The organism is Acinetobacter haemolyticus (genome assembly GCF_900406815.1).
Lineage (GTDB): Bacteria > Pseudomonadota > Gammaproteobacteria > Pseudomonadales > Moraxellaceae > Acinetobacter > Acinetobacter haemolyticus_A.
Genome location: NZ_OVCN01000002.1, coordinates 156,383 through 179,759 on the forward strand (window position 1 = coordinate 156,383; position 23,377 = coordinate 179,759).

A 23,377-nucleotide genomic window follows, 5' to 3' on the forward strand; every position below is an offset into this window, starting at 1 on the left:
AACCAAATTAAATATCAATTAAAGACCCTTCAAAATACATCCCTTTATTATAGAACTGGCATAAATAGTTACGCTCTTTCCCTGCCAGTTTTATCAATTTAGGATGTTCATCGGCTGGATAATTAATCGCCATGTTAATTAATATTTTTTCTTTAACCCATCTGTTTTTGACTTGGTAATAGAATGCATTTTCATCACAATCAATCAAGCTAATACTCGGAAAATTTTTTCTCATAATCTTTTGGCAAGCAACATATGCCACCAAATATTCTAAATTACTGATCTGTTGAAAAATATCCTTTGTATTTGATTCAGTTGCCTTAATATTCTGAATATACTTTTTAGGTGTTTGTTGAATTGCTAAATATAATTCTTCATACCATTGTTTAAAGAAAATATTATGACCCACGCTTGCTAATAACCAATTTTCTAACACAGGGAAATTCAAATTAGTAGTATTTTTACGACGGTAATAAGCAAAATTCGCGGTCTTTTTTTCAACCATAAGCTCCGAAATCCAGTCGAGACGGTCATATAGGATGATACTTGCATCCAGCCAAATCCCTCCATGATGGTACATTAGATCAAATCTAAGTAAATCAGCTTTTTGCTGGGCCGTTGCATCTTCAAGTTGGCTAAAATCAATATGACTATATTGATTAACATTCTCTGGATTAAGTACAAAAACCTCATATTCAGGATTCTTCTCACGCATCCGATCAATGCATTTCTCAACAAACTCAGGAATATCGTTTTCCCAATACATCCATAACTTTTTTGGTAAAACGATAGTTTCCTCTGTCGGATTAAATGTGAGTAACCCAGCATAGTTATCAATTTTTTTGTTCTTATGCCTAATTTTATACGAATACATCAAATGAAATTTTACTAGATAAAACAATTTCTTAAAGATTTTCATTTAAATACTCAGCTATAAAATGAATACATTAAAAGACTTTTTACTCGCATAATTACAGCGTTTAAGAGAGTAAATGCCTAATCGCATAAAAACGATCACGCCACATTCTTTTCTGTTTTTTAAACCCATGTGAAGCACTTCTATTTTCCAGTGCTTTACGTTGAATACCCTGTGTTGCCACAGTGCCTAGAATATCACTATCAATCCCTGCAGGTTGGACAAAAGGCTGCCACACCCCCAATCCTTTACCATTTTTACTTAGCCAGCTTTGGAAAAAAATATCGACGGGCACTTGCATGGTTTTACCCAGCTCTACAAATGCCTCAGCGCCTGCTCTTGACCACACTAAACCTACGCCGCGGATCGGAAAATAATAAGCATGCCAAATGGTATAGTCATGGATCTGAACGATGTCTTTTGCTAATTTTTTCTTTTTTGCAGCGAGATTCACCACATACCATTCAAGTTCTTTATGCTGATCAAGATAGCTGATTAATGAATTAAGATTTTGTTTAAAGTTTGGTAATACTTGAATATCATCTTCAAGGACAACAAGATAGTCAGCATCGGTTTCTAAAAATTTTTTAGCACAACCATAATGACTAAGGTAACAGCCTAACTCGGAACTTATCAAACTGCGACCTAATATTTTCTGGGCTGCTGCATCATCATAATTTTCAAATTCGGATAATGCTTTCCCACGCCCATCATAGGCAGGAAAACGAGAAAATGCCCAATCTGCTTGTTGCAACTGAGCTGTAGCACTTGCTAAACGCTGATCACTACCCTCTAGATTTATAAGATAAGTAACAACTTTCATCCGATTTTCCTTTGCTTATCCTGCAATAGTCGCTTGGATTTGACTAGGCAAAACATCTTTAAATTTACGAATGAGTGCTTGCTGTATACGCTGTTCATCATTCTGTTGCAATTGATCCAAACTTTGGATACAACCAAATTTAATATCAGGATTTGATAGAGCCCGAGTAAATGACTCCAAATCACGACTATCTTTTAAATAAGCGATTTCAATATCATCTTTGAGAATTGCCTGATTATTTTTAATTGCGAGATGATTAGATACACCTACAGGCAGGATTTGATCGATATTTCTAAATTTAAAGCTAATTTGCTTCTGCAATTGTTGGATATTTTTTTCAAAGTAATTGCACAGAAGTATCCGACTCAAGATATGCGGACGATGGTGAATCTCGAAAAATTGAGATAACCCCACACAATCCGCACTTAACATTTGCGCCATTGTATATGAGGGCTGAGCCACTTTTCCAAATTTATTTTGCATAAACTTTCTGACAATATATTTGATTTTTTTTACCAGATTACTTTCCCAGTGCCCATACATCACCATGTGATTATCAACTAAAAAATCTTGTGGTTCAGAAGGTTGGTTAAAGAAAAAATCATCATTTAAATAAATAAAATAATCTGAAATACCCTCGATATTCCAAAGCATTGTTTCAATGCTTAGAGAATTAAACGTCGGCAATGCAAATTCGTACCCTCTGAACAACTCTGTGTGATCGACTATGCTAATTTTGCCTTTCTCACAGAGATTCTGCTGCTCAAACTGATCCAGCCATTGTGGTGTTTGTTGATCAGTGACCACATAAATTCTCCCACAATACGGCACAAACTTGAGTATCGAAGCTATACAAAAGTAGATTTCATCATTACTTGCAAAACGAGTAGCATCCAAAGCATTTGAAGGTGCAGTTTGATTTATAAATTGTTGACGCTTGCTTTTTAACTTCGGATCATTTCCATCTACCCAAGCAATTACGATATCAATAGGATGTATTGTATCTTTCATAAATCAAACTCTTTCAGTGATGTAATACCTTGATTACTGCCAAGACTCTTTGATCCAATCAGAAGGCAATACATAGCGATACCACTTACCGCCACCACCAGACACTGCATCAGGTGGATTAATCTCACCATGGAAAATAATAATTTTTGCGCCTTTAGGTTTAATCGGCGGCTGGAAATACGCAAATGGTACTTTTCTTAAACAATGATATTTATAACTCTTACACCAATCTTTATCCCAATAGCTCAACTTCCCTTCTTTGTGCACAAACCAAGAGAGGTATTCTTGCTCATTGCGGAATTTTTGACGGATTTCATCAAAGTTTTCACGGAAATACGGCAAAATTCCAGAAAATTCGCCGAGTTTAAAGCGATACACGGAACTATTTCCCGTCACACGCCATGGACGTTTCCAATCGTGGATAATTAAAAACTCACCTGGTGCCTGAAAAAAACCATCGATGTTGTCGACAATCACGACGTCTAAATCAAGAAAAAGCGCATTGCCTTTTAAACTATACAGATCAGGTTCAAAGGTAGATAATTTATTCCAACCACGCTCAGGCGAACCCTCAGGTAAATCTAGGGATGGAATCGGGAAACATTGAACATTTGGGTCGATGCCTTCTGTACGATCGGTCAAACACACCATCTTAAATGGCAATGTAAGATGGCGTTTCACCATGTTATACAAACGATTGACGTATTCAGCACCGTACTTGGTTCCCCACTTCATACACAAAATAACATTTTCTTCGTGTGTTTCTGAATTTTGTTGAATATCGACCATTTGATAACCTTGAATGCCTGAAATCGTATTTTTGCTTGGCGCATCCAAATCGCAAGCTTTAAATAATATGCACCGAATATCAACTATCTTAGCATAGGCATGATTAAATTGATTATTATAAATTCGTCAAACAACAAGGATTACCGCAGGTTTATTTTTTTAAACTAATTTACCCCAAACAAATCTCGTGTATAGATTTTTTCCATTACATCACTAAACATTGGCACCATTCTGTTTACGATGATTAGGTCAGACTGGTTTTTAAACTTTTGCAAACTAAATTCAATCGTATGGCCAAAATATTCCTTCACATCCAACGTTGGTTCGTAAATCACGATTTTAATACCATGATCCGCTAAACCCTGAAGTACATCATGAACTGCCGACTCTCTAAAATTATCTGAATCAGCTTTCATGGTTAAGCGATAGATCCCAACACATGCAACATTTCGGCTCAAAATATCCTCAATAATTGCTTGTTTGCGTGTTTGGTTAGATCGAATAATTGCAGAGATCAATTCTTGTGGCGTTTCATGATAATTGGCGAGCAATTGCTTGGTATCTTTCGGTAGGCAATACCCTCCATAACCAAAGGATGGATTGTTATAGTGATCACCAATCCTTTGATCCAACCCTACACCTTTAATAATATCTAATGCACTTAATTTATTTTTTATGCAATAAGTATCTAACTCATTAAAGAAAGCAACGCGCATCGCCAGATAGGTATTAGAAAATAATTTGATCGCCTCTGCCTCAGTGGACTCCACACATAGCAATACCGCATCTTTTTTAATCGTTGCTTTTAGATACAGTTTGGCAATTTTCTCTGCACGTCTTGATTTCTCACCAACAATAATTCGAGATGGATAAAGGTTATCTTGCAAAGCTTGCCCTTCCCGTAAAAACTCAGGTGAGAAGATCAGGTTTTTTAATTTGAGTTTTTTCGAGATTTCCCGAGTATAACCCACAGGAACCGTTGATTTGATCAGCATCAAGGCTTTAGGGTTGACGGCCTGCACATCCGCGATCACCGTTTCAATACTCGAGGTATCAAAATAATTCGTTTCAGGATTATAGTTTGTTGGTGTTGCGATAATAATCAGTTTGGCATCTTGATAAGCCAAGGTTTTATCACAGGTCGCCTCAAGGTGAGATTCGGATAAATAATTTTGAATACAGCTATCACTGATCGGAGATACTTTCTGATTGATTTGCTTCACTCGAGCCTTATCAATGTCTAAGATCATCACATCGTGTTGTTTGGAAAATAATAAAGCGTTCGATAAGCCCACATACCCTGCACCAACCACCGTAATTTTCATTGTTACTCTATTTTTTAATTTTGCTTATAGATCAAGCTAATTGAGTTAAATGAAAGATTGATGATCGTTTGGTTGCAATCTATTGACAGTTTTAGCATAAAAAAAGCGAAGCCTAAGCTTCGCTTTTATCATGGATTAAGCTTATTTGATATAAGTTAACCAATGCGCATACTTGTCGTTGCGGCCTTGTACGGCATCAAAGAATGTCTTTTGAATTTCAGTGGTGATCGGTCCACGTGAACCACCACCAATTTGACGATCATCATATTCGCGGATAGGCGTTACTTCAGCAGCAGTACCCGTAAAGAAAGCTTCATCTGCGATATAGAATTCATCACGCGTGATACGGCGTTCTACAATTTCATAACCCAAGTCTTTAGCAATGGTCATCACTGTTTGACGAGTAATCCCTTCTAATGCACCACCTGCCAAATCTGGTGTATGTAACACACCGTCTTTGATCAAGAATACGTTCTCGCCCGCGCCTTGGCATACAAAGCCTTGAGGATCGAGCAACATTGCTTCATCATAACCTGCACGTGCCACTTCTTGATGTGCCAAGATGGAAACAGTGTAGTTACCACAAGCTTTTGCTTTACACATGGTCACGTTTGGATGATGGTGTGTAAATGAAGAGGTTTTTACACGAATACCTTGTGCCATTGCTTCTTCACCGAGATATGCACCCCAGCCCCAAGCCGCAACCGCAGCATGAATCGTGTTTTCAGTTGCAGCAATACCCAACTTTTCAGAACCAATCCAAATAAGCGGACGCAAATAGCAAGAAGCCAATTTATTTTCACGAACAACATCAATTTGTGCTTGTTCTAATGTCGCTTGATCAAATGGCACATTCATTTGATAAATCTTTGCTGAATTTAATAAGCGCTTAGTGTGATCTTGCAAACGGAAGATAGCTGTTCCATTTGGTGTTTCATAAGCACGAACACCCTCAAAGACACCCATACTATAATGCAGTGTATGCGTTAAGACGTGAATTTTTGCATCACGCCAATCAACTAATTTTCCATCTTGCCAAATAAAACCATCACGATCAGCCAAACTCATCGCACATACTCCATTTTTTTCTACACAATTATTCACTTTCCAATGCTATTGCAGTTGGATCAACTAATCTTTGCCATAACTTGCAAACGATCTCACGGGTATCGTGCCAATCCGCAGCATTGACTTGCATAGATTGATTTGCAAGCGCTAGACGGTGACTCTCAGCTCGTTCACGGAGATAAGCGTGGATTAATGCTGTGGCATCTTCACTGGATAAGCAGCCTGCTTTAGCAGCATCTTCTAGAATTCTTACATTATCGGAATAATGGGCGAGATCTGGATTCGTCCCACTCCATGCAAGTACCGCATACTGTGCCATAAATTCAATGTCAACGATACCACCTGAGTCCTGTTTTAAATGAAAAATCCCATGTTTTTTTTGCTCAGAAGATGAACCCAAATGATCTTTCATTTTTTGACGCATTTTGATCACTTCTTCACGTACCATATTTTCATCACGGACTTGGGTTAGGATCTGACAACGCACCTTTTCGAACTGCTGACATAATGCCTTCTCACCAGCGATAGAGCGCGCACGAACTAATGCTTGATGCTCCCACAACCATGCGCTTTTCTGCTGATATTGCTCAAAAGCCTTGAGGCTTGTCACCAACATTCCTGCTTCACCTGAAGGTCGCAAACGTGTATCAATTTCATAGACACGACCATCCAAAGTTTGTGTGGTCATCAAAGACATGAACTTTTGTGCAACACGAATTGCAAATTCAGCGCCACTAATTGACTTACGCCCATCCGTTTCACTTTGCTCTTCAAAGGTATGAATAAACACTAAATCAAGATCAGAACCATAACCAAGTTCAATGCCACCCAATTTCCCATAACCGATCACAGCAAAGCCTTTGGCATCTAAACTACAACGTTCACCTGTATTGCTAAGTGGATAACCATGACGCTGTGCGACTGCTTCATAAGTTAAATTCAATGTGGCCTGTACACTAACTTCTGCAATATCAGTTAAGGCATCAGATACTTTCATTAGCGGACTTTCTGCCAATACATCACTGGCAGCAACCGTTAAGACATTACTCTTTTTAAAGAGTCGTAACACTCGCATCTGATCTTCAACTTGATCAATTTCAATGCGCAATAACTGTTGGCGTAACGAATCTTCTAAATCTTGGCGTTGTGGCAAGCCAAAATCCATCGATAAGAACTCATCTAATAACACAGGATATTGCGCCAGTTCCTCGCAAATCCACGGACTCACGGTTGCCATTTTTACGAGTCGCTGCAAAGCTCCACGACTTTCCATCAACATCACTAAATACACAGTGCGGCGTAACACCGACTCCACCAATGGCATTAAACGCAATAATGCCACTTGTGGCCGATCTGACTGCAAAATGGCTTCTATCAAATGTGGCCAGAACTTCTTTAATCGTTCTAGCGCGCTGGCAGGAATCTTGCGTAATGCTTGTCCATGCCAAAAATTCTGAATCAAATTTTGCGCATCAGGATCTAGCACTGCATTCAATTGCTGTTCCAATTGGATAAAATCATCAATCGGCGCAGAGAATTCTTTTTCCTGAATCAACTGTTTAAACTGAACTTTAACTTTGTCTCGTTTCTGATTGAGCTCAGCTAAAAAATCAGGCCAATCAGCAAAGCCCAACGTATCCAGCATCCGCTGTCTCAGATCTGGCTCTGTTGGTAAGGACTGTGTTTGTTGATCGTTCAGTGCCTGAATGGCATGCTCAACCCGTCTTAAAAATAAATAAGCATCTTCTAAATCAATAACCGCTTGCGTATCCAGCAACTCAGCTTGTCCAAGATGCTGTAAGTTCACCAAACATTGACGATCTTGTAGTTCACGTCTCGAACCACCATAAATCAACTGAAAAACTTGAACAATAAACTCGATTTCGCGAATCCCACCTGCACCCAACTTGATATCATCTTCAATATTACGGCGCATGACTTCACGTTCGATCATGGCTTTCATTTCACGCATTGCAGCAAATGCGGAATAATCCACATAACGACGAAATACAAATGGACGTGACATTTCCATCAGATCATCGCCAGCTTGTCCCCCTGTGATGACCCGTGCCTTAATCCATGCATAACGTTCCCACTCTCGTCCGTGCTGGCTTAAATATTTCTCTAAACCACTGTGACTAATGGCTAATGCCGAGCCATCCCCCCATGGACGCAAGCGCATATCGACACGAAAAACAAAGCCATCAGCAGTAATATGATCCAACAAATAAATCAGTTTCTGTCCCCACAGAATACAGAATTGCTGCACATCGATACTTTTTCGGCCATTGCTTTCACCTTGTTCATCAAAAGCAAAAATCAAATCAATGTCACTGGATAAATTCAGCTCTTGTGCGCCTAATTTCCCCATACCGATCACAATCAAATCCTGAAACTGACCTGAATATCCAATCGGCTCACCATGTTTGGCAATCAAAGGAGGCAATGCAAATGCCTTTGCCGCACAAATACTAGCATCAGCAAAGTCTGATAACTCTCGAGTTAATGTCACAACATCTGTGAGTTGATTGGCATCCTGCCAAATCCAGCGGAACATCAATCTAGCACGTAAGATACGTAAGGCTTTCATCCAAGCCTGTTCATCACTTATATCTGCAACAGCATGTTGAACCTTGTCAAAAATATTTTCCGTCGAAAGTGAGCGAAGAAATTGATCTTCTGCATAATCTTGTTCTAATTGTAATGTGTATAAATTTAAAACTTGTTCTGCATATTGACTTGCGACTAAGGTTTTTTCTAGCTGTTCCACATTCATATAAAAAAAGCTCAACTGATGCCATCGTAATAAGATCTATAACACCATTGTAGTTATATCAGTTACTGACCAAGGATTAAAATCTGTTTAGACTAATTTTTCCTGACTTTTATTTTGCTCAACGCACAAATCTACATGTTCACGCGCAACAGGCAATACCACCTTAAACAAAGTCCCTTCCCCTTCTTTTGAACTGGCACTGATCTTCCCGTGATTCATTTCAACAAAGCGCTTACACAACGCCAACCCCAGCCCTGCACCTTTCTCACCTGCAGTGCCTTTTAAACTGATGGTTATACGTGGTTGAAACAAATCTTTGAGCTGATCAGGGGTCATACCTAAACCCGTATCTTTAATATAGATCTCAACAACGTCACCACGTGCCTTTGCTTTAATATAAACTTTGCCTGAACCATCCACATCAGTGAACTTCAGCGCATTTGAAACAAGATTTTGGATGACAGAAGTAATCATATTCATATCAGCATAAACTTTGAGGTTTTCATCGACCTCATTTACCAATTCAATATGCTTTTTCAAAGCCAAAGTTTTTAAAATATCAGTCACAATATTGGTTATTTGACGCAACTTAAAATTAATTGGGTGATAAACAAAACGCCCTCCTTCAGCCATCGCCCAATTGAGTAGACTTTCTAATAAGTTATATGTTGATTGCGAGGTATCATGCAGATAATCAGCAATATTTTGAATACTCGACTCATCTAAGGTTTCACGTTCTTTCGCCAGAATCTCTGAGAACCCCAACAATCCATGAAATGGTGCTCTTAAATCATGCGAGATAATCGAGAAAAACTTAGTTTTACTAACATTGAGCGCAGCTTCTTGCTCATAAAGTTCCTTTAATTCATCATGATTAAATTTCAACTCAAGCTGCTGCATAAAGTTACGACAATGTGCTTGCAATAACTCTGTTTGTAGTTTTGAGAAGGCCTGCGCCTCTTCATCAAATAGGATCACATATCCCAAGGATGTCTGATCTGGATGTCTTAAATGCAACGCAACAGCACGTTGGACTTTCTTCTTGAAAACATTAAGAAAAGCCATCAAACTTGGGTAGCGTGGATGATCACAATCAATCAGATCATTATTGACAAATAATGTATTTAGACTTTTTGCAATTTTTGTAGAATCAATTGCTTGTAGTTTTTCTGGGCAACGATGCCATAAATAGGGTTCTTGGTGGAATGCGAGCAATGCGGTACTTGCCTGCATCAATTTACGATTAAATTGCAGGAATTGTTCAATCAAGTTTTGCTCTGAGTTAAGACCCAAAGAAAGTGAAATTTTACAAGCGCTTAGCTTATCAGCTTGCTGTAATTCTAATAATTGAATAGCCATGCCCGCCTCTCGAATATTATCATTATTTGGTTATTTACGTTTTATTAAAAAAAATGTGAAAACCATCACTTAGTATTAACAAACTTTAGCATAAAAGGCAATTGCTGCTTCCGACAATTTCGCAACAAAACGTGAAATTTCAACAATAATTTATTTCATTATTATAAAAAAAGTAATTTTTGAACAATTTTTATAAAAAAACCTAAAAAAACGATAAATTGCTCTAAAATTCAGCAACTGTTAAATCTGCATGATTGACAAGTGATTTAAACAAGGTATTATACGCAACACAAAGCATCGCACTCTTCCCGAGGTGGTGAAATTGGTAGACGCGGCGGACTCAAAATCCGCTGTCAGAGATGACGTGTCGGTTCGAGTCCGACCCTCGGGACCAAAATTTCGAAACCCCAAACTAGCACTAAAAGTTTGGGGTTTTTTTCATATGTGGTAAAGAAAAATATGCAACTCTCCGACTTCTCTTTTGATCTCCCAGATGAACTTATCGCTCGCTACCCATTAGAAAGCCGCAGCGCGTCACGCCTACTCCATATCGATGCTCAAGGTCATTATCACGACCATGCTTTCACCGATATTCTCGATCTACTTGAAGAAGGTGATTTACTGGTACTCAATGACACGAAGGTCATGAAAGCCCGCTTAAAAGGCAAACGTGCTACAGGTGGAGCAATCGAGATTTTGGTTGAACGAATGCTCGACACGCATACAGCACATTGCCATATCAAATCAAGTAACTCACCGAAAGCAGGTGCTGAACTTTATGTGGGTGAAGATGCAGTACCAGTAACTGTACAAGGTCGTCATGAAAACCTGTTTGTGGTTGAGTTTTCACAACCGATTTTATCTGTACTGGATCAATATGGTCAGTTACCAATTCCACCATATTTCAATCGTGAAGCAGAAGAGATTGATACGGAACGTTATCAAACCGTTTTTCACAATCCTGAAAAAATTGCCAGCGTCGCTGCCCCTACAGCAAGTCTACACTTTGACCAAGATTTATTAGAAAAATTGGCAGCAAAAGGCATTCAAAAAACTTTTGTCACTTTACATGTCGGTGCAGGGACATTTATGCCTGTTCGCACAACGGACATTACCAATCACATTATGCATAGTGAATGGTGTGATGTACCACAAGCGACGATTGACCTGATTTTGGAAACCAAAGCACGTGGTAATAAAGTTATTGCAGTAGGCACTACGGCGACCCGTGCATTAGAAAGTGCAGCACAAGCAAATGATGGCAAAATCGCAGCATGGACAGGCGATACTCAGATTTTCATTTATCCAGGTTATCAATTCTGTATCGTGGATCGTCTGATTACCAACTTCCATTTGCCTGAATCAACCTTATTGATGCTGGTTTCAGCGTTGTCGAATCGAGATAACATATTGGCTGCGTATAAACATGCAGTGGAGCAACGCTATCGCTTCTTTAGCTATGGCGATGCTATGTTGATTGATAAACTTGCTTAAATATATTTCCATAGGCTAAATCATGGTTTAGCCTATTTTTTAATATGATGATTTAAAAAATTTATGCCATTTATATCTAAAAAAATTCAAAAAGCCTTTCAAAATCAATTTATGCATAATCAGGTGACCTTAGAAAATATTGAGGCTATTCGCCACCTCCTTGAGGAACACCCTTCACCCGACACACTTATTAATCGCTTAAAACACTGGCAAGGCGAGCAAAACCTGTATATCAAGAATTACCTGTACTGGACAATGTCCACGCTGAGTCTGATTTTTTTACTGGCAGGCCTTTTGTTCTCTGCCTACTATCTAATTGTTTGTGTTGTTCTGTTTAGTATTGGTGTGCGTTATCGTATTCCGACAACTGAATTAGACAGCCTAAAAGAACAATTAAGAATCTATGTTCTAGAGCAGACCTATCAGGTTAAGTTTCATCCTGATAGCAAACCCTTAAATTCTGCCTTACTAGATCATCCCTTATTTAAACTAGGTAATAAAGACAATACTGTTAAAATATTGCTAGATGGGAAATTAGTGATTAAACAAAAAACATATGATTATTCTGTTTTTAACTATCACTACACCTATCAAACAAGAATAACCGATGATCAAGGCAAAGAATTCTATGAAACGACCCATTGTGATCTATGGGGCGTACTGATGGACAATTTCCCATTCAAAGGCATCAGCATCTCAGCTCACTATAAACATCAATGTCATCTAGGTATAGAGTGGAAATCTAGTGATATTCTCTTTAATAAGAAGTATCAGCAAACTGGCGTAAATAAATACGAGTTTGTTAAATTTTTAACTCCAGAAAGGCTATTGTCACTGGAAAAAATGATGCAAACTTTTCATGGGGATTTTTATGTACCTCCACAAACTAGTGTGATGTACTGGTTATTCAATGAATCCCCTTTAATCGAGAGTAATTATTTATTTCAGGCAATCACGGTAAATAAACTTGCTGAAAAGCTAGAACAACTTCAAATGCCAAAACTTCAACGTTTACAAGAAGCACTTACCAGTCTACTCAAGACTCTCTAATTCCATCTATAACGATTAAAATAGCCCACAAGGTACTTCTTAGTTTCTGAAATTTAAAGCATAATCCACTCATCATCGACCTATTATAATGAACTGATCCTTTCCATGCCGATCGATACTGTACAACAAGCGCTTCATATAAGACGTAAAAAAAATGCTCAGGTTTTCCGTAATATCGCTCGGCTTTGGGATATTGGGAACAAATCAACCAATGATCAAGAGTTACTCGACAAGCTACATCCGTGGGGTGAAGCACATGATCTACATTTTTTTAATGTACTCCCCTTGCTTCTCACCATCTTTAGTGTCTGTTGCTTAGTGTTTGGCTACTTTATTCATCCGCATATTCAGTTCATTTGGAGCTTTTTAGCTGCATTTTTGACAGGGTTTTTAGCCTATCTTCTCTATGAGCCAAAACAACCTTTAATTCAGGTGACCGAGTTTCTTGAACAACGTATGATGACGCTACGTTATCAGTTAAATTTCCAGCAACTCCCAACCTATCTCCCAATCCAAGCACAACCCAGCTTGGTCATCAGTCGACTACGACAACTCTTTCCATTGTTTTATCGTGGTACTGAATCTAACCAAATTACCCAATATGCATCTACGACGTGGCATGATGGAACAACTGAGCATCAAGTTCTCATCTTTCAATATCACTATGTCAGTGAAATGCCGATCCTCCAAGATAAAACGAGTGATAAAAAAATCGTCAAGGAAATTCACAAAGATTTGTGGGGGGCTTTTATTTTCCAAATGCCCAACTTAGGTATCGCTGTCAGCAATCAACGCTCTCGTTTTTTTGAACCTTACGGTAGTGTTTGGGAAAGTAGTGACATTTCGGTGAATCGCAATCTAAAAATTTTTGGCCGTAGTCAACATGAATTGGCTAAAAGCATTAGTCCAAGTATGACCCTAAAATTACATGATTTTTTTCAACACTTTAAAGGTGATTTAATTTATCATCATCAAGAGCAAATACTTTGCTATGTTGGGGAACAAAACCTATTACAAACAACCAGTAAGCGCGATCAAATCAATGATATTCCTGCACTACGTGGACATCTACGCACCATGACCATGCCTCAATATCAAAGGTTTCAAGAATTGATGCTTAACTTAATTCGATAAAATTTCCCTCAACGGCTCATACATAGCATAAGTCGAAAGGGACAAGATAAAGGGGTATGGCGATGACAGGCTTAATTATTTTCTTAGGCATTTTCGTTGTCTTAATTGTTTGGGGGATTCATATCCGCAATACGATTGTGCGATATTTCAATGCCACCAAACGTGCGTGGGCAGAAGTTGCCAATTTCGAACGCCAGAAAGTCAAAACCTTAGAGGCTTTAGAAGATACACTCAGTAAATACACTGTGTTTGAAAAATCAACTCTAGAGCAAGTGACGGCTTTACGTCAGCAAATCATGAATTTGAATGTAAATGACACCGATATTGCTAAATTGCAGCAGATTGAAAAATTAAATACCGATTTGATGCGTAGTCTAAATGTCGTTGTAGAAAACTATCCAGAACTAAAAGCTGACACGCTGTACAGCAAAATGATGGATGATATTCAAGAACAAAATGAAAATGTCGGTGCAGCAATCACCATATTTAACCGTAATGTCGAGTTATTTAATAATCACATTCAGATTTTTCCAAACAACTTAGTCAATACCATGACCTTAGCAAAGAAAGCGATTCGTCCTTTTCGAGATCAAGTAATTGACCGTAATTTTGACTACAAACCAAATTTTTAACGCTAGCTACATTTAGTAGTAGAACTACACGCCATAATCAAGGAAAATACCCGCTTTTGATCAGCGAACTGTTTTTTCGCCTTGATGGATAGTGTCATGAAATTTGAAAAATTAGGTCAGTCGGGACGCGCCCGTCGTGGTCGACTTACCTTAGAACATGGTGTTGTTGAAACACCTGTATTTATGCCTGTCGGTACTTATGGTACGGTAAAAGGCATGTTGCCTCGTGATATTGAAGAAATTCAGGCACAGATTATTTTAGGTAACACCTTCCATTTATATTTACGTCCAGGCTTAGAAGTCATCAAAGAGCACGGTGGTCTGCATGAGTTTATCCAATGGGATAAGCCGATTTTGACTGACTCTGGTGGCTTCCAAGTGTTCAGCTTAGGTGCAATGCGTAAGATCAAAGAAGAAGGTGTGACTTTCCGCTCACCGATCGACGGTTCAAAAGTATTTTTATCTCCAGAAATTTCGATGGAGATTCAACATGTGCTTAATTCAGATATCGTAATGATCTTTGATGAGTGCACACCTTACCCAGCCACTCATGAAGAAGCACAAAAATCATTGCAACTTTCATTGCGCTGGGCAAAACGTTGTAAAACGCACCATCACGATGAGCTCAAGAATAAAAATGCATTATTCGGCATTATTCAAGGTGGAATGTACGAAGACCTGCGTGATGAATCGCTCAAGGGTCTATTAGAGGTTGGTTTCGATGGTTATGCCATTGGAGGTTTATCGGTAGGTGAACCTAAAGAAGAAATGATCAAGGTACTGGATTATCTTCCCAACAAAATGCCAGAAGACAAACCACGCTATTTGATGGGTGTAGGTAAACCAGAAGACATCGTTGAAGCTGTTCGTCGTGGTGTCGATATGTTTGACTGTGTCATGCCAACCCGAAACGCCCGTAATGGTCATTATTTTGTCACCGATGGGCTGGTAAGAATTCGTAACAGTAAATATCGTCATGATAAAGGCCCTTTAGACCCACATTGTGATTGTTACACTTGTAAAAACTTTACTCGTGCCTATTTATATCATTTAGAGAAGTGCGGTGAAATGCTGGCATCTATGTTGGGCACAATCCATAACTTACGCTACTACCAGCGCTTAACCCAAGGCATGCGTGATGCCTTGGATAATGGCACTTTTGATGCCTATGTTGAAGATTTTTATGCACGTCGTGGTTTAGATGTGCCACCTTGTCCAAATTAATCTATCAAGATTTGCACGTAACGCCAAGACAAGGTACATTGCAAAACGAATTGGAACTTAATGTCAATTTTTGACCTTTTAAACTTTAGGAAATTAAAATGAGCTTTTTCATTTCTACTGCCCATGCTGCTGATGCAGCAGCCCAAGGCCCAAGCTTGATGGCAAACTTATTGATGATCGCTGTATTTGTTGCGATCTTCTATTTCTTGATCTGGCGTCCACAAGCAAAACGTGCCAAAGAGCATCGTAGCTTGGTTGAAAGCTTAGGTGTTGGTAGTGAAATCGTATTTGCGGGTGGCTTAATGGGCAAAATTATTCGCTTAGATGGCGACTTTGCAACAGTTGAACTCAGCCGCGGTGTAGAAGTAAAAATCCAACGTGCAAGTGTTATTTCAGTCTTACCTGAAGGCACACTCAATAACCTTTAATCATTAAGATAGTCGTGCCTAAGCACGACTTTTTCATTTAAGAAGAAAGCGAATGCGTTACCCTGCATGGAAATATTTACTGATCCTCGTTGTCTTTGTGATCAGTACGTTATATGCACTTCCAAGCCTGTATCCTGATGAACCTGCTGTCCAGATTTCGGGCGCCAAAGCAGGTACTCAAATTGATCAGAGCGTAGTGCAAAGAGCTGAGCAGATTTTAAAAACGGCCAATATTAGCAGTCATGATGGTAGTTTCTCCAATAATGCAGCTTTACTCCGTTTAAGCTCATCTGAAGAACAGCTCAAAGCAAAAGCCATCCTCAGTCGTGATCTAGGCGATGACTATGTGATTGCACTCAACCTTGCACCAACCACTCCTATTTGGTTGCAAAAGATTGGGGCGAAACCGATGAAACTCGGTTTGGACTTACGTGGCGGTGTACACTTCTTGCTCGAAGTTGATATGGATAAGGCAATTAGTCAGCGCATGGAAACATCCGCAACTGATTTACGCCGTCAGTTCCGTGACAACAAAATTAAGTTCAATAACCTCGCTTTAAACAATAATACAATTACCATCCAATTTGCCAGCAATGCAGATCGTGATGCAGCGGCTGATTTCTTACGTCGTAATGGTAATGAGTTTAATCAGCAATCCATTGCGACAGCGACTGGTGCAACATTAAGATTGAATTATACTGATGCTCGTCGTCAGGAAATCCAATCCTACGCTGTCAACCAAAACTTAACGACTCTTCGCAACCGTATCAATGAATTAGGGGTGGCTGAAGCCTTGGTTCAAACTCAAGGTAGCAACCGTATTGTGGTTGAGTTACCGGGTATCCAAGATACAGCTGAAGCAAAACGTGTCCTCGGTCGTACAGCCAACCTAGAGTTCCGTTTGGTTGCAGATAGTAACGATCAATATATCGATCCTTATACACGTAAATACAATGGACAACCTGTGCCACCAGGAACAGAAGTTTTTGCTTTTGAATCTCTAGACAGTGGCCGTGACTTATTGCTTAACCGCAATCGTATTTTAACGGGTGAACGTGTACAAAATGCGAGCTCTGGTTTTAGCCAAGATACAGGTGGTGCTGAGGTAAATATTACCTTGGACAGTGCGGGTGGCAAGCTCATGGCAGATGGCACACGTAACGCAGTTGGAAAACGTATGGCGGTCTTGTTTATTGAAAATAAACAACGCATTAGCTACGTCACTGATCCTGAAACAGGGGCACAAACCGAAGTTCGTACACCTTACACTGAATCAGTTGTTATCAATGCAGCAACGATTCAAGCGGTGTTGGGTTCACAGTTCCGTATTACAGGTCTAGATTCACCTCAAGAAGCTGCTGAACTTGCACTGATGTTGCGTGCGGGAGCGCTTGCTGCGCCAATGTATTTCGTTGAAGAACGTGTGGTTGGTCCTAGCTTAGGTAAAGAAAATATCGAAAAAGGGGTTCAGTCAACCATTATTGGCTTTATCTTAGTTGCAATTTGGATGGTGGTGTTCTTCCGTCTATTTGGTTTGATTGCAAACTTTGCCCTGATTTTCAACCTTGCGATGATTTTAACGGTCATGTCATGGTTAGGTGCTTCCCTCACCTTGCCGGGTATTGCGGGTATTGTCATTACCATTGGTATGGCAGTCGATGCGAACGTATTGATCTGCGAACGTATTCGAGAGGAAATGCGATGGGGTGCATCACCGAAACAAGCCATTGTTGCAGGTTATGATCGCGCTTATAACACCATCGTTGATTCCAACTTAACCACATTCCTTGTTGCATTTATTTTATTTGCAATAGGTACAGGTCCGATCAAAGGCTTTGCTGTCACGTTGATGATCGGTATTGTTTGTTCGATGTTTACTGCAATTACAGTGACGCGTGCAATCGTACAACTCATTTATGGCAAACGCCGTAATTTGACCAAGTTGAGTATTTAAGGAGATTGATATGTCAGATCTGACTCAACGTGACTCAAAACAATACGGTCGTCCAGATGATTTAAAAATCATCCCATTTATGAAGATCGCTAAACCTGCTGCGATTATTTCGATCTTACTGACCATTGCGAGTATTTTCTTTATTGCAACCAAAGGACTGAATCTTGGCTTAGATTTTACCGGCGGTGTTTCTGCTGAATTGAACTATCAAAATCCAGTTCAACCTTCACAGGTGACACAAGCGCTCAATCAAGCTGGTTTTAAAGATGCTGTAGTTCAGACCTTAGGAAGTAATACTGATCTGATTGTACGTATGCCTGTACAGGATGATCTCGTGGTCGATGATCTCAGCCAAAGCATCACTCAAGCAGTGCAGTTACCGAATAATACGGTGAATGTACATAAAGTAGATGCAGTAGGTGGTGCGGTTGGAAATGAACTTTATGTCCGTTCAGCTGGTGCGGTTGCTCTTGCACTCATTTTAATGCTGATTTATGTCACCATTCGTTTCGAGTTTAAACTTGCAATGGGTGCAGTAATGTCACTGTTCCATGACATTGTCATCATTATCGGTGCGTTTGCTTTATTCCAATGGCCATTTGATCTAACCGTTTTAGCAGCCCTGCTTGCGATTATCGGTTTCTCGTTAAACGATAACATCGTCGTTTCAGACCGTATTCGTGAGAACTTCCGTAAGATCCGTGATACGAGCTCTCGAGAAATTATTGATATTGCCTTGACTGAAACGCTACGTCGCACCATTCATACTTCTGCAACCTTATTACTGGTTGTAGTGGCGATGTTTATCTTGGGTGGTGATGGCTTACATTGGTTCTCAGCAGCAATGATTGTTGGGGTCTTCGTCGGTACTTACTCATCGATTTACATTGGTACAGCCTATGCCTTATGGCGTGGTCTTAGCCGTCAAGACTTTATCGTGCAAGTCAAACCTGAATTTGAAGATGATCAGATTCCTTAAATCTCGGCTTCTCTAGATTTAAACCAAATGCCAGTGTAATCACTGGCATTTTTTTATTCACATCAGTGTTGAATGATTTGAAGCTGTGGAAACTGGAACCCACGGCATGACTGCTCACTTCGCCATGCCACAGTTATCACAATACGATTTAAGATAAAATTTTGATAGGCAAATGTTCCAATCAAAGGGTGGGTACACACTCCCCCAGTCTGTTCAGGATGAACCTGTGTATTTAAACTATTTAAATCTAAACGAATCCCCAAGCCCGAAGCTTTTAATATTGCTTCCTTCGTCGTCCACACCTTAAACCAATATTCTTTGTTCTGCTCTTGTTGCCAGATTTGATATTCTTGTGGGTGAAAAGCATGTTGTGCGAAAGCATCAAATCGAACTTTTCGATCTAACTCCTCTACATCAACACCAACATCTCGGACACATTCACTCACTGCCAAAGCATAATAATGTCGACTATGTGAGTGGTTGAAATGTAAAGCGTGAGAGCTTAAAAAAGGCTTACCATGTTCATGTTTAGCAAAGCTGAGCGCTTCAATACCACTCTGCAAGTGCTCAGCCAAAAGCTGGTCACGGTAAGCTCTTATTTGCTGTTGTTTATATAAATTAAAGCTGCTTAAATCAGCAAAATCTGTTTTATTTTTTTTCAGCAGTTGCGCCAATGCCTGTAGATGTATTTCGATTTTACGTATGGTCATTGGTCCCTCCTTATAAAAAAGCCCAAAGCGAACTTTGGGCTAATCTAGATCTATTTATATTAACGCTTAAATTTCTTTTCAGCCTTTTTGAATTTCTGAACATAACGGCGTTTACGTGCTGCAACGCGCTCATCCACCTGAGATTTACGACCTTCAAATGGATTTTCAGACGTTTTAAAATCAATCTTAACGGGTGTTCCTTCAAGCTTATAGACTTTACGGAATACATTTTCGAGATAACGGCGATAGTCTGCTGGTGTCTTATCGACCTTATTACCATGAATAACGATCGTCGGTGGGTTTTGACCACCCATATGCGCATAACGCATTTTAATACGTCGACCACTAATCATTGGCGGCTGATGCGCTTCTGTTGCATCATTTAGAATTTGAGTGAGTTTTGCTGGTGAAACTTTCAAATTCGATGATTCATAAGCGCGGTGGATGGATGGATATAACTCACCCACCCCAGTGCCATGTAATGCCGAAATTAAATGAATTTTCGCCCATGGAATAAAATCAAAGCGACGCTCAACATCTAGTTTACATTGCTTACGATCATACTCGGTCATGTTATCCCACTTGTTGATCGCAATCACCATCGCACGACCTGCTTCAAGTGCATAACCGATCAAATGTAGATCTTGCTCAACAATACCTTCACGAGCATCTACAACGATTACGACCACATTGGCATCTTTCATCGCTTGTAGTGTTTTAACAATTGAGAATTTCTCAATCATTTCATCCACTTTACCTTTACGACGTACGCCTGCCGTATCAATCAAAGTATATTGGCGGCCATCACGTTCAAATGGGATATAAATCGAGTCTCGGGTTGTCCCTGGTTGGTCGAAAGCCACCACACGTTCTTCACCCAATAAACGGTTAACGAGTGTTGACTTACCCACATTTGGACGACCAATAATCGCTAAACGCAAACCCGTATTTTTATTATGCTCTTCAGGATTTTCATCTTCAGGTACTTCTGCAAGTACATCCTCTAACATTTGCTGTACGCCACGACCATGACTTGCAGCTACTTGCAATGGCTCACCCATACCGAGCTTATAAAACTCGACTAAAGCAGCTTCAGCATGGACGCCATCCACTTTGTTAGCAACTAAATAAACTTTCTTACCTAAGGTGCGTAGTTCTCGTGCAATTTGTTCATCTGATGCCAATAGACCAGCACGCGCATCTACCACGAAAACGATGATATCCGCTTCATGTATCGCGGTTTTTGACTGCTCCGCCATGTAAGAGTCAATACCACCTTCATTTTCACCGATACCACCGGTATCGACGACGATAAATGATTTATTTTGATATACCGCATCTCCGTATTTGCGGTCACGAGTTAAACCAGCGAAGTCAGCAACCAAAGCATCACGACTTTTAGTGATTTGGTTAAATAGCGTTGATTTTCCGACGTTTGGACGACCAATGAGCGCAATAACGGGTTTCATAAATTACCTTAATCTGAGTTAGATTTTTAAAATCATCATAATGGTGTCTTGCTGATTTATCACCCAATACTTGGATAAGCTTTCAGTTAGACTGACTTTCTTTTTACCCAAACAAGCACTTGAAGCTTCGTAAAGGCAAAGACAGTTATCCATACTACAAGACTCAATTCGCATACAATATTCGCAGCAGAGCTACTCGTCTTACACCCAGACAAAGCAGTGCTTTGTGTATCTTCGCTCAGGTTGCGGATGCCCCTAACGAGTATCATATTCGGATTGAAAAATTTATGTTGAAATTTAAATTCTATAAAAAATGCAGGGCATGGTATTTTGCCATGCCCTATTTTCTAATTTTACCACAAGCTTGGATAAAATTAACGATTCTGCCAAATGCTTAATGCACCTTTTTGAGTGGAAACGTAAAGCTGATCATTAATCACACGTAATTTACGAACATCTCCACGTGTTTTAGCACGACCAACCAAACGTCCTGTGGCAGGTTCTATCAGATGTAAAACACCATCCAAATCACCAACTACAAGGTTTTGTCCAAGCATAACTGGATTACTAAGCTTACGATTTAACAAGCTTTCGTTCTGCCAAACAAGCTCACCTGTCGCGAGATCATAAGCATTTAACTTGCCATCTACAGTTGAAACAAAGACCTTATCTTCAGCAACTTCAGGGCGGTTAGTACTGCTTGCATCTTCACTCCAAACCACGCGTTGGGTTGCTAGATCAGTAACAGTAACTTGTCCTTGGAAACTTGTAGTCACCAAGTACTGCCCTGCGACAACAGGATCACCATTAATATCATTCAAACGTTGAATATCAGAGCGTCCCTCACTGATTGCAACTCGACGTTGAAATCTTGGAATACCACTGATCACATCAATTGCATAGATATACGCATTTGCAGAAGCGATTAATACTGTACGATCGTCTAAACGTACTGGTGCAGCTTGACCACGTAAGCTAAATTGTACATTTGGCAACTTATATGCCCATACCTGTTGCCCTGTAGCAACATCATGTGCAAATACAGTTCCATCATTTGCCAAACTAATCACACGACCAGACTGAATTAAAGATGGGGTTAAAATCGCACCAGACAATTGTGCAGTCCATTTCTGCTCACCAGTTGCTTGATCCAGTGCAAATAACTGGCCTTTACGGTTACCGATGACTACAACACCCTCGCCTGCCTCTACACCTGCAGTCAGCTCTTGTTTAGTGATTTTGCTTTTCCAAAGTCGTTGTTTGCCTTGATAAGCAGACACTTGACCGTCTGGATCTGGAGTAAAAATTACACCGTTATCCGTATCCAATTGCAAACGTAACGCATCAGCAGCATTGGTTGAGGAAACACTTTGCGAAAATACAAGATTTAAACTTTGTTCTTGGGTGATTTTCGGTAATGGGTTCGGCTTTACAGGCTTTACCTTATTACTCGAACAACCTACAAATAAAGCTGAAGCAATGGCGATTGCCAATGGTAGTTTTAGTTTATTCTGCATTAAGACTCATCCACATTGGTATCTAAGATCGGGCGCTCGACTTCAGGATCATCCACTAAAACGCCAACACTTTCGAGTTTAATTTGTAAAAGCTGACGCTCTAACTTACGTTCAACTACATTATCCCATGCACTTTGATAGGCTTTACGTGCAGCTTCAGTCTCTTGCTTTGCAACATATACATCACCACGTAGCTCATCAGCCGTCGCTTTGAAGGATGGTTCAGTTACTTGAGCTAAGGTCTTCAAAGCTTCGTCGTATTTTTTCTGTGCCAGTTGTGCATCTGCTAAACGTAATTTAACAATTTGCACTAGACCAGTATCTTTGATCGTCGAATTTTCAACTTTCTTTAATGCTTTTTCAGCTGCAGCATAATCATCTTTGTCATAAGCTAATTTTGCCAACAACAATTGAACCTGAATAGCATGCACAGAATTGGCATCTTCTTTAACAATCTTATCAGCTGCTTCAGAAATCGTTTCAAATGCATTAGGTTGACCCGAAATTGCTTTCGCCTCATCCATTAACTTTTGCACTTTAGCCGTCTGATTCTGTGCTTCAGCCTGAGTTTTCTTCTGCCAATATTCCCATCCGAAAAAGGCAATCAAGGCAATGAGAATCCCGCTAATAATTGCAGAACCATATTTTTTAGCAAACGACTTCAAACTGTCGAGTTGTTCATCATCACTTAAACTCATGTGATTGTCCTTTTCCTAAAT

The 23,377-nt window shown here is 39.7% G+C and carries 20 protein-coding genes and 1 tRNA gene; 9 read left to right on the top strand and 12 right to left on the bottom strand.

Annotation, left to right across the window (positions count from 1 at the left end):
* Positions 1 to 7: 7 nt before the first annotated feature.
* The 8 genes from DK207_RS02140 to DK207_RS02175 all read right to left on the bottom strand — a co-directional run bounded on the left by DK207_RS02140 (position 8) and on the right by DK207_RS02175 (position 10,067).
* Positions 8 to 919, bottom strand: a complete 912-nt coding sequence (locus DK207_RS02140) for a capsular polysaccharide synthesis protein (protein ID WP_109439775.1) — start codon at positions 917 to 919, stop codon at positions 8 to 10.
* A 61-nt stretch (positions 920 to 980) separates the two neighbouring features.
* Positions 981 to 1,739, bottom strand: coding sequence for a glycosyltransferase family 25 protein (locus tag DK207_RS02145; RefSeq protein ID WP_109439776.1), 759 nt, complete (start codon positions 1,737 to 1,739; stop codon positions 981 to 983).
* A 15-nt stretch (positions 1,740 to 1,754) separates the two neighbouring features.
* Entirely contained in the window at positions 1,755 to 2,750 is a 996-nt protein-coding gene (locus DK207_RS02150; RefSeq protein ID WP_109439777.1) for a Stealth CR1 domain-containing protein, read from the bottom strand.
* Between the two features lie 33 nt (positions 2,751 to 2,783).
* Positions 2,784 to 3,539: a glycosyltransferase gene (locus DK207_RS02155; RefSeq protein ID WP_109439822.1), complete on the bottom strand. Its 756-nt coding sequence runs from the start codon at positions 3,537 to 3,539 to the stop codon at positions 2,784 to 2,786.
* A 164-nt stretch (positions 3,540 to 3,703) separates the two neighbouring features.
* The gene (locus DK207_RS02160; RefSeq protein ID WP_109439778.1) at positions 3,704 to 4,864 is read right to left on the bottom strand and encodes a nucleotide sugar dehydrogenase; all 1,161 of its coding nucleotides are present in this window, start codon (positions 4,862 to 4,864) and stop codon (positions 3,704 to 3,706) included.
* Positions 4,865 to 5,005: 141 nt separating this feature from the next.
* The gene (locus DK207_RS02165) at positions 5,006 to 5,932 is read right to left on the bottom strand and encodes a branched-chain amino acid transaminase (RefSeq protein WP_109439779.1); all 927 of its coding nucleotides are present in this window, start codon (positions 5,930 to 5,932) and stop codon (positions 5,006 to 5,008) included.
* Between the two features lie 28 nt (positions 5,933 to 5,960).
* A complete protein-coding gene (gene glnE / locus DK207_RS02170) occupies positions 5,961 to 8,708 on the bottom strand; it encodes a bifunctional [glutamate--ammonia ligase]-adenylyl-L-tyrosine phosphorylase/[glutamate--ammonia-ligase] adenylyltransferase (protein ID WP_109439780.1) in 2,748 nt (915 codons plus the stop codon).
* Positions 8,709 to 8,795: 87 nt separating this feature from the next.
* On the bottom strand, positions 8,796 to 10,067 hold the full coding sequence (locus DK207_RS02175) for a sensor histidine kinase (RefSeq protein WP_004640791.1): 1,272 nt from the start codon (positions 10,065 to 10,067) through the stop codon (positions 8,796 to 8,798).
* 307 nt (positions 10,068 to 10,374) lie between these two features.
* Here DK207_RS02175 and DK207_RS02180 point away from each other — a divergent pair.
* The 9 genes from DK207_RS02180 to secF all read left to right on the top strand — a co-directional run bounded on the left by DK207_RS02180 (position 10,375) and on the right by secF (position 18,962).
* A tRNA-Leu gene (locus DK207_RS02180) sits at positions 10,375 to 10,461 on the top strand.
* Between the two features lie 65 nt (positions 10,462 to 10,526).
* Positions 10,527 to 11,561: a tRNA preQ1(34) S-adenosylmethionine ribosyltransferase-isomerase QueA gene (queA, locus tag DK207_RS02185; protein WP_109439781.1), complete on the top strand. Its 1,035-nt coding sequence runs from the start codon at positions 10,527 to 10,529 to the stop codon at positions 11,559 to 11,561.
* Positions 11,562 to 11,624: 63 nt separating this feature from the next.
* Positions 11,625 to 12,611 carry a hypothetical protein gene (locus DK207_RS02190; protein WP_109439782.1) on the top strand — a complete coding sequence of 329 codons (987 nt, stop codon included), beginning with the start codon at positions 11,625 to 11,627 and terminating at the stop codon, positions 12,609 to 12,611.
* 105 nt (positions 12,612 to 12,716) lie between these two features.
* Positions 12,717 to 13,745, top strand: a complete 1,029-nt coding sequence (locus tag DK207_RS02195; RefSeq protein ID WP_075314795.1) for a hypothetical protein — start codon at positions 12,717 to 12,719, stop codon at positions 13,743 to 13,745.
* A 62-nt stretch (positions 13,746 to 13,807) separates the two neighbouring features.
* Positions 13,808 to 14,377 (top strand): LemA family protein, encoded by a 570-nt coding sequence (locus DK207_RS02200; protein WP_005083367.1) that lies wholly within the window; start codon positions 13,808 to 13,810, stop codon positions 14,375 to 14,377.
* Between the two features lie 96 nt (positions 14,378 to 14,473).
* Entirely contained in the window at positions 14,474 to 15,601 is a 1,128-nt protein-coding gene (tgt, locus tag DK207_RS02205) for a tRNA guanosine(34) transglycosylase Tgt (protein WP_005083369.1), read from the top strand.
* Between the two features lie 98 nt (positions 15,602 to 15,699).
* The gene (gene yajC, locus DK207_RS02210) at positions 15,700 to 16,029 is read left to right on the top strand and encodes a preprotein translocase subunit YajC (protein ID WP_004640804.1); all 330 of its coding nucleotides are present in this window, start codon (positions 15,700 to 15,702) and stop codon (positions 16,027 to 16,029) included.
* Positions 16,030 to 16,081: 52 nt separating this feature from the next.
* On the top strand, positions 16,082 to 17,983 hold the full coding sequence (secD, locus tag DK207_RS02215; RefSeq protein ID WP_004640806.1) for a protein translocase subunit SecD: 1,902 nt from the start codon (positions 16,082 to 16,084) through the stop codon (positions 17,981 to 17,983).
* A 10-nt stretch (positions 17,984 to 17,993) separates the two neighbouring features.
* A complete protein-coding gene (secF, locus tag DK207_RS02220) occupies positions 17,994 to 18,962 on the top strand; it encodes a protein translocase subunit SecF (protein WP_109439783.1) in 969 nt (322 codons plus the stop codon).
* Positions 18,963 to 19,024: 62 nt separating this feature from the next.
* Here the strand turns inward: secF and DK207_RS02225 are convergent, their stop codons facing one another.
* The 4 genes from DK207_RS02225 to DK207_RS02240 form a co-directional block, all read right to left on the bottom strand.
* Positions 19,025 to 19,672 carry a 4'-phosphopantetheinyl transferase family protein gene (locus DK207_RS02225; protein ID WP_109439784.1) on the bottom strand — a complete coding sequence of 216 codons (648 nt, stop codon included), beginning with the start codon at positions 19,670 to 19,672 and terminating at the stop codon, positions 19,025 to 19,027.
* A 59-nt stretch (positions 19,673 to 19,731) separates the two neighbouring features.
* A complete protein-coding gene (gene der, locus DK207_RS02230; protein ID WP_004640809.1) occupies positions 19,732 to 21,141 on the bottom strand; it encodes a ribosome biogenesis GTPase Der in 1,410 nt (469 codons plus the stop codon).
* 374 nt (positions 21,142 to 21,515) lie between these two features.
* Positions 21,516 to 22,658 carry an outer membrane protein assembly factor BamB gene (gene bamB, locus DK207_RS02235; protein WP_109439785.1) on the bottom strand — a complete coding sequence of 381 codons (1,143 nt, stop codon included), beginning with the start codon at positions 22,656 to 22,658 and terminating at the stop codon, positions 21,516 to 21,518.
* A complete protein-coding gene (locus DK207_RS02240; RefSeq protein ID WP_109439786.1) occupies positions 22,658 to 23,356 on the bottom strand; it encodes a YfgM family protein in 699 nt (232 codons plus the stop codon). Before DK207_RS02240 ends, bamB begins: the two co-directional genes overlap by 1 nt.
* Between the last annotated feature and the right edge of the window lie 21 nt (positions 23,357 to 23,377).

Excerpts from the sequence above, each read along its gene's own strand:
- bamB (WP_109439785.1), bottom strand. The coding sequence starts at position 22,658 with ATGCAGAATAAACTAAAACTACCATTGGCAATCGCCATTGCTTCAGCT.
- DK207_RS02190 (WP_109439782.1), top strand. The coding sequence starts at position 11,625 with ATGCCATTTATATCTAAAAAAATTCAAAAAGCCTTTCAAAATCAATTT.
- DK207_RS02155 (WP_109439822.1), bottom strand. The coding sequence starts at position 3,539 with ATGGTCGATATTCAACAAAATTCAGAAACACACGAAGAAAATGTTATT.
- secF (WP_109439783.1), top strand. The coding sequence starts at position 17,994 with ATGTCAGATCTGACTCAACGTGACTCAAAACAATACGGTCGTCCAGAT.
- DK207_RS02145 (WP_109439776.1), bottom strand. The coding sequence starts at position 1,739 with ATGAAAGTTGTTACTTATCTTATAAATCTAGAGGGTAGTGATCAGCGT.
- glnE (WP_109439780.1), bottom strand. The coding sequence starts at position 8,708 with ATGAATGTGGAACAGCTAGAAAAAACCTTAGTCGCAAGTCAATATGCA.
- DK207_RS02200 (WP_005083367.1), top strand. The coding sequence starts at position 13,808 with ATGACAGGCTTAATTATTTTCTTAGGCATTTTCGTTGTCTTAATTGTT.
- DK207_RS02175 (WP_004640791.1), bottom strand. The coding sequence starts at position 10,067 with ATGGCTATTCAATTATTAGAATTACAGCAAGCTGATAAGCTAAGCGCT.
- DK207_RS02165 (WP_109439779.1), bottom strand. The coding sequence starts at position 5,932 with ATGAGTTTGGCTGATCGTGATGGTTTTATTTGGCAAGATGGAAAATTA.
- der (WP_004640809.1), bottom strand. The coding sequence starts at position 21,141 with ATGAAACCCGTTATTGCGCTCATTGGTCGTCCAAACGTCGGAAAATCA.
- tgt (WP_005083369.1), top strand. The coding sequence starts at position 14,474 with ATGAAATTTGAAAAATTAGGTCAGTCGGGACGCGCCCGTCGTGGTCGA.
- DK207_RS02150 (WP_109439777.1), bottom strand. The coding sequence starts at position 2,750 with ATGAAAGATACAATACATCCTATTGATATCGTAATTGCTTGGGTAGAT.
- DK207_RS02140 (WP_109439775.1), bottom strand. The coding sequence starts at position 919 with ATGAAAATCTTTAAGAAATTGTTTTATCTAGTAAAATTTCATTTGATG.
- DK207_RS02160 (WP_109439778.1), bottom strand. The coding sequence starts at position 4,864 with ATGAAAATTACGGTGGTTGGTGCAGGGTATGTGGGCTTATCGAACGCT.
- queA (WP_109439781.1), top strand. The coding sequence starts at position 10,527 with ATGCAACTCTCCGACTTCTCTTTTGATCTCCCAGATGAACTTATCGCT.
- yajC (WP_004640804.1), top strand. The coding sequence starts at position 15,700 with ATGAGCTTTTTCATTTCTACTGCCCATGCTGCTGATGCAGCAGCCCAA.
- DK207_RS02240 (WP_109439786.1), bottom strand. The coding sequence starts at position 23,356 with ATGAGTTTAAGTGATGATGAACAACTCGACAGTTTGAAGTCGTTTGCT.
- secD (WP_004640806.1), top strand. The coding sequence starts at position 16,082 with ATGCGTTACCCTGCATGGAAATATTTACTGATCCTCGTTGTCTTTGTG.
- DK207_RS02195 (WP_075314795.1), top strand. The coding sequence starts at position 12,717 with ATGCCGATCGATACTGTACAACAAGCGCTTCATATAAGACGTAAAAAA.
- DK207_RS02225 (WP_109439784.1), bottom strand. The coding sequence starts at position 19,672 with ATGACCATACGTAAAATCGAAATACATCTACAGGCATTGGCGCAACTG.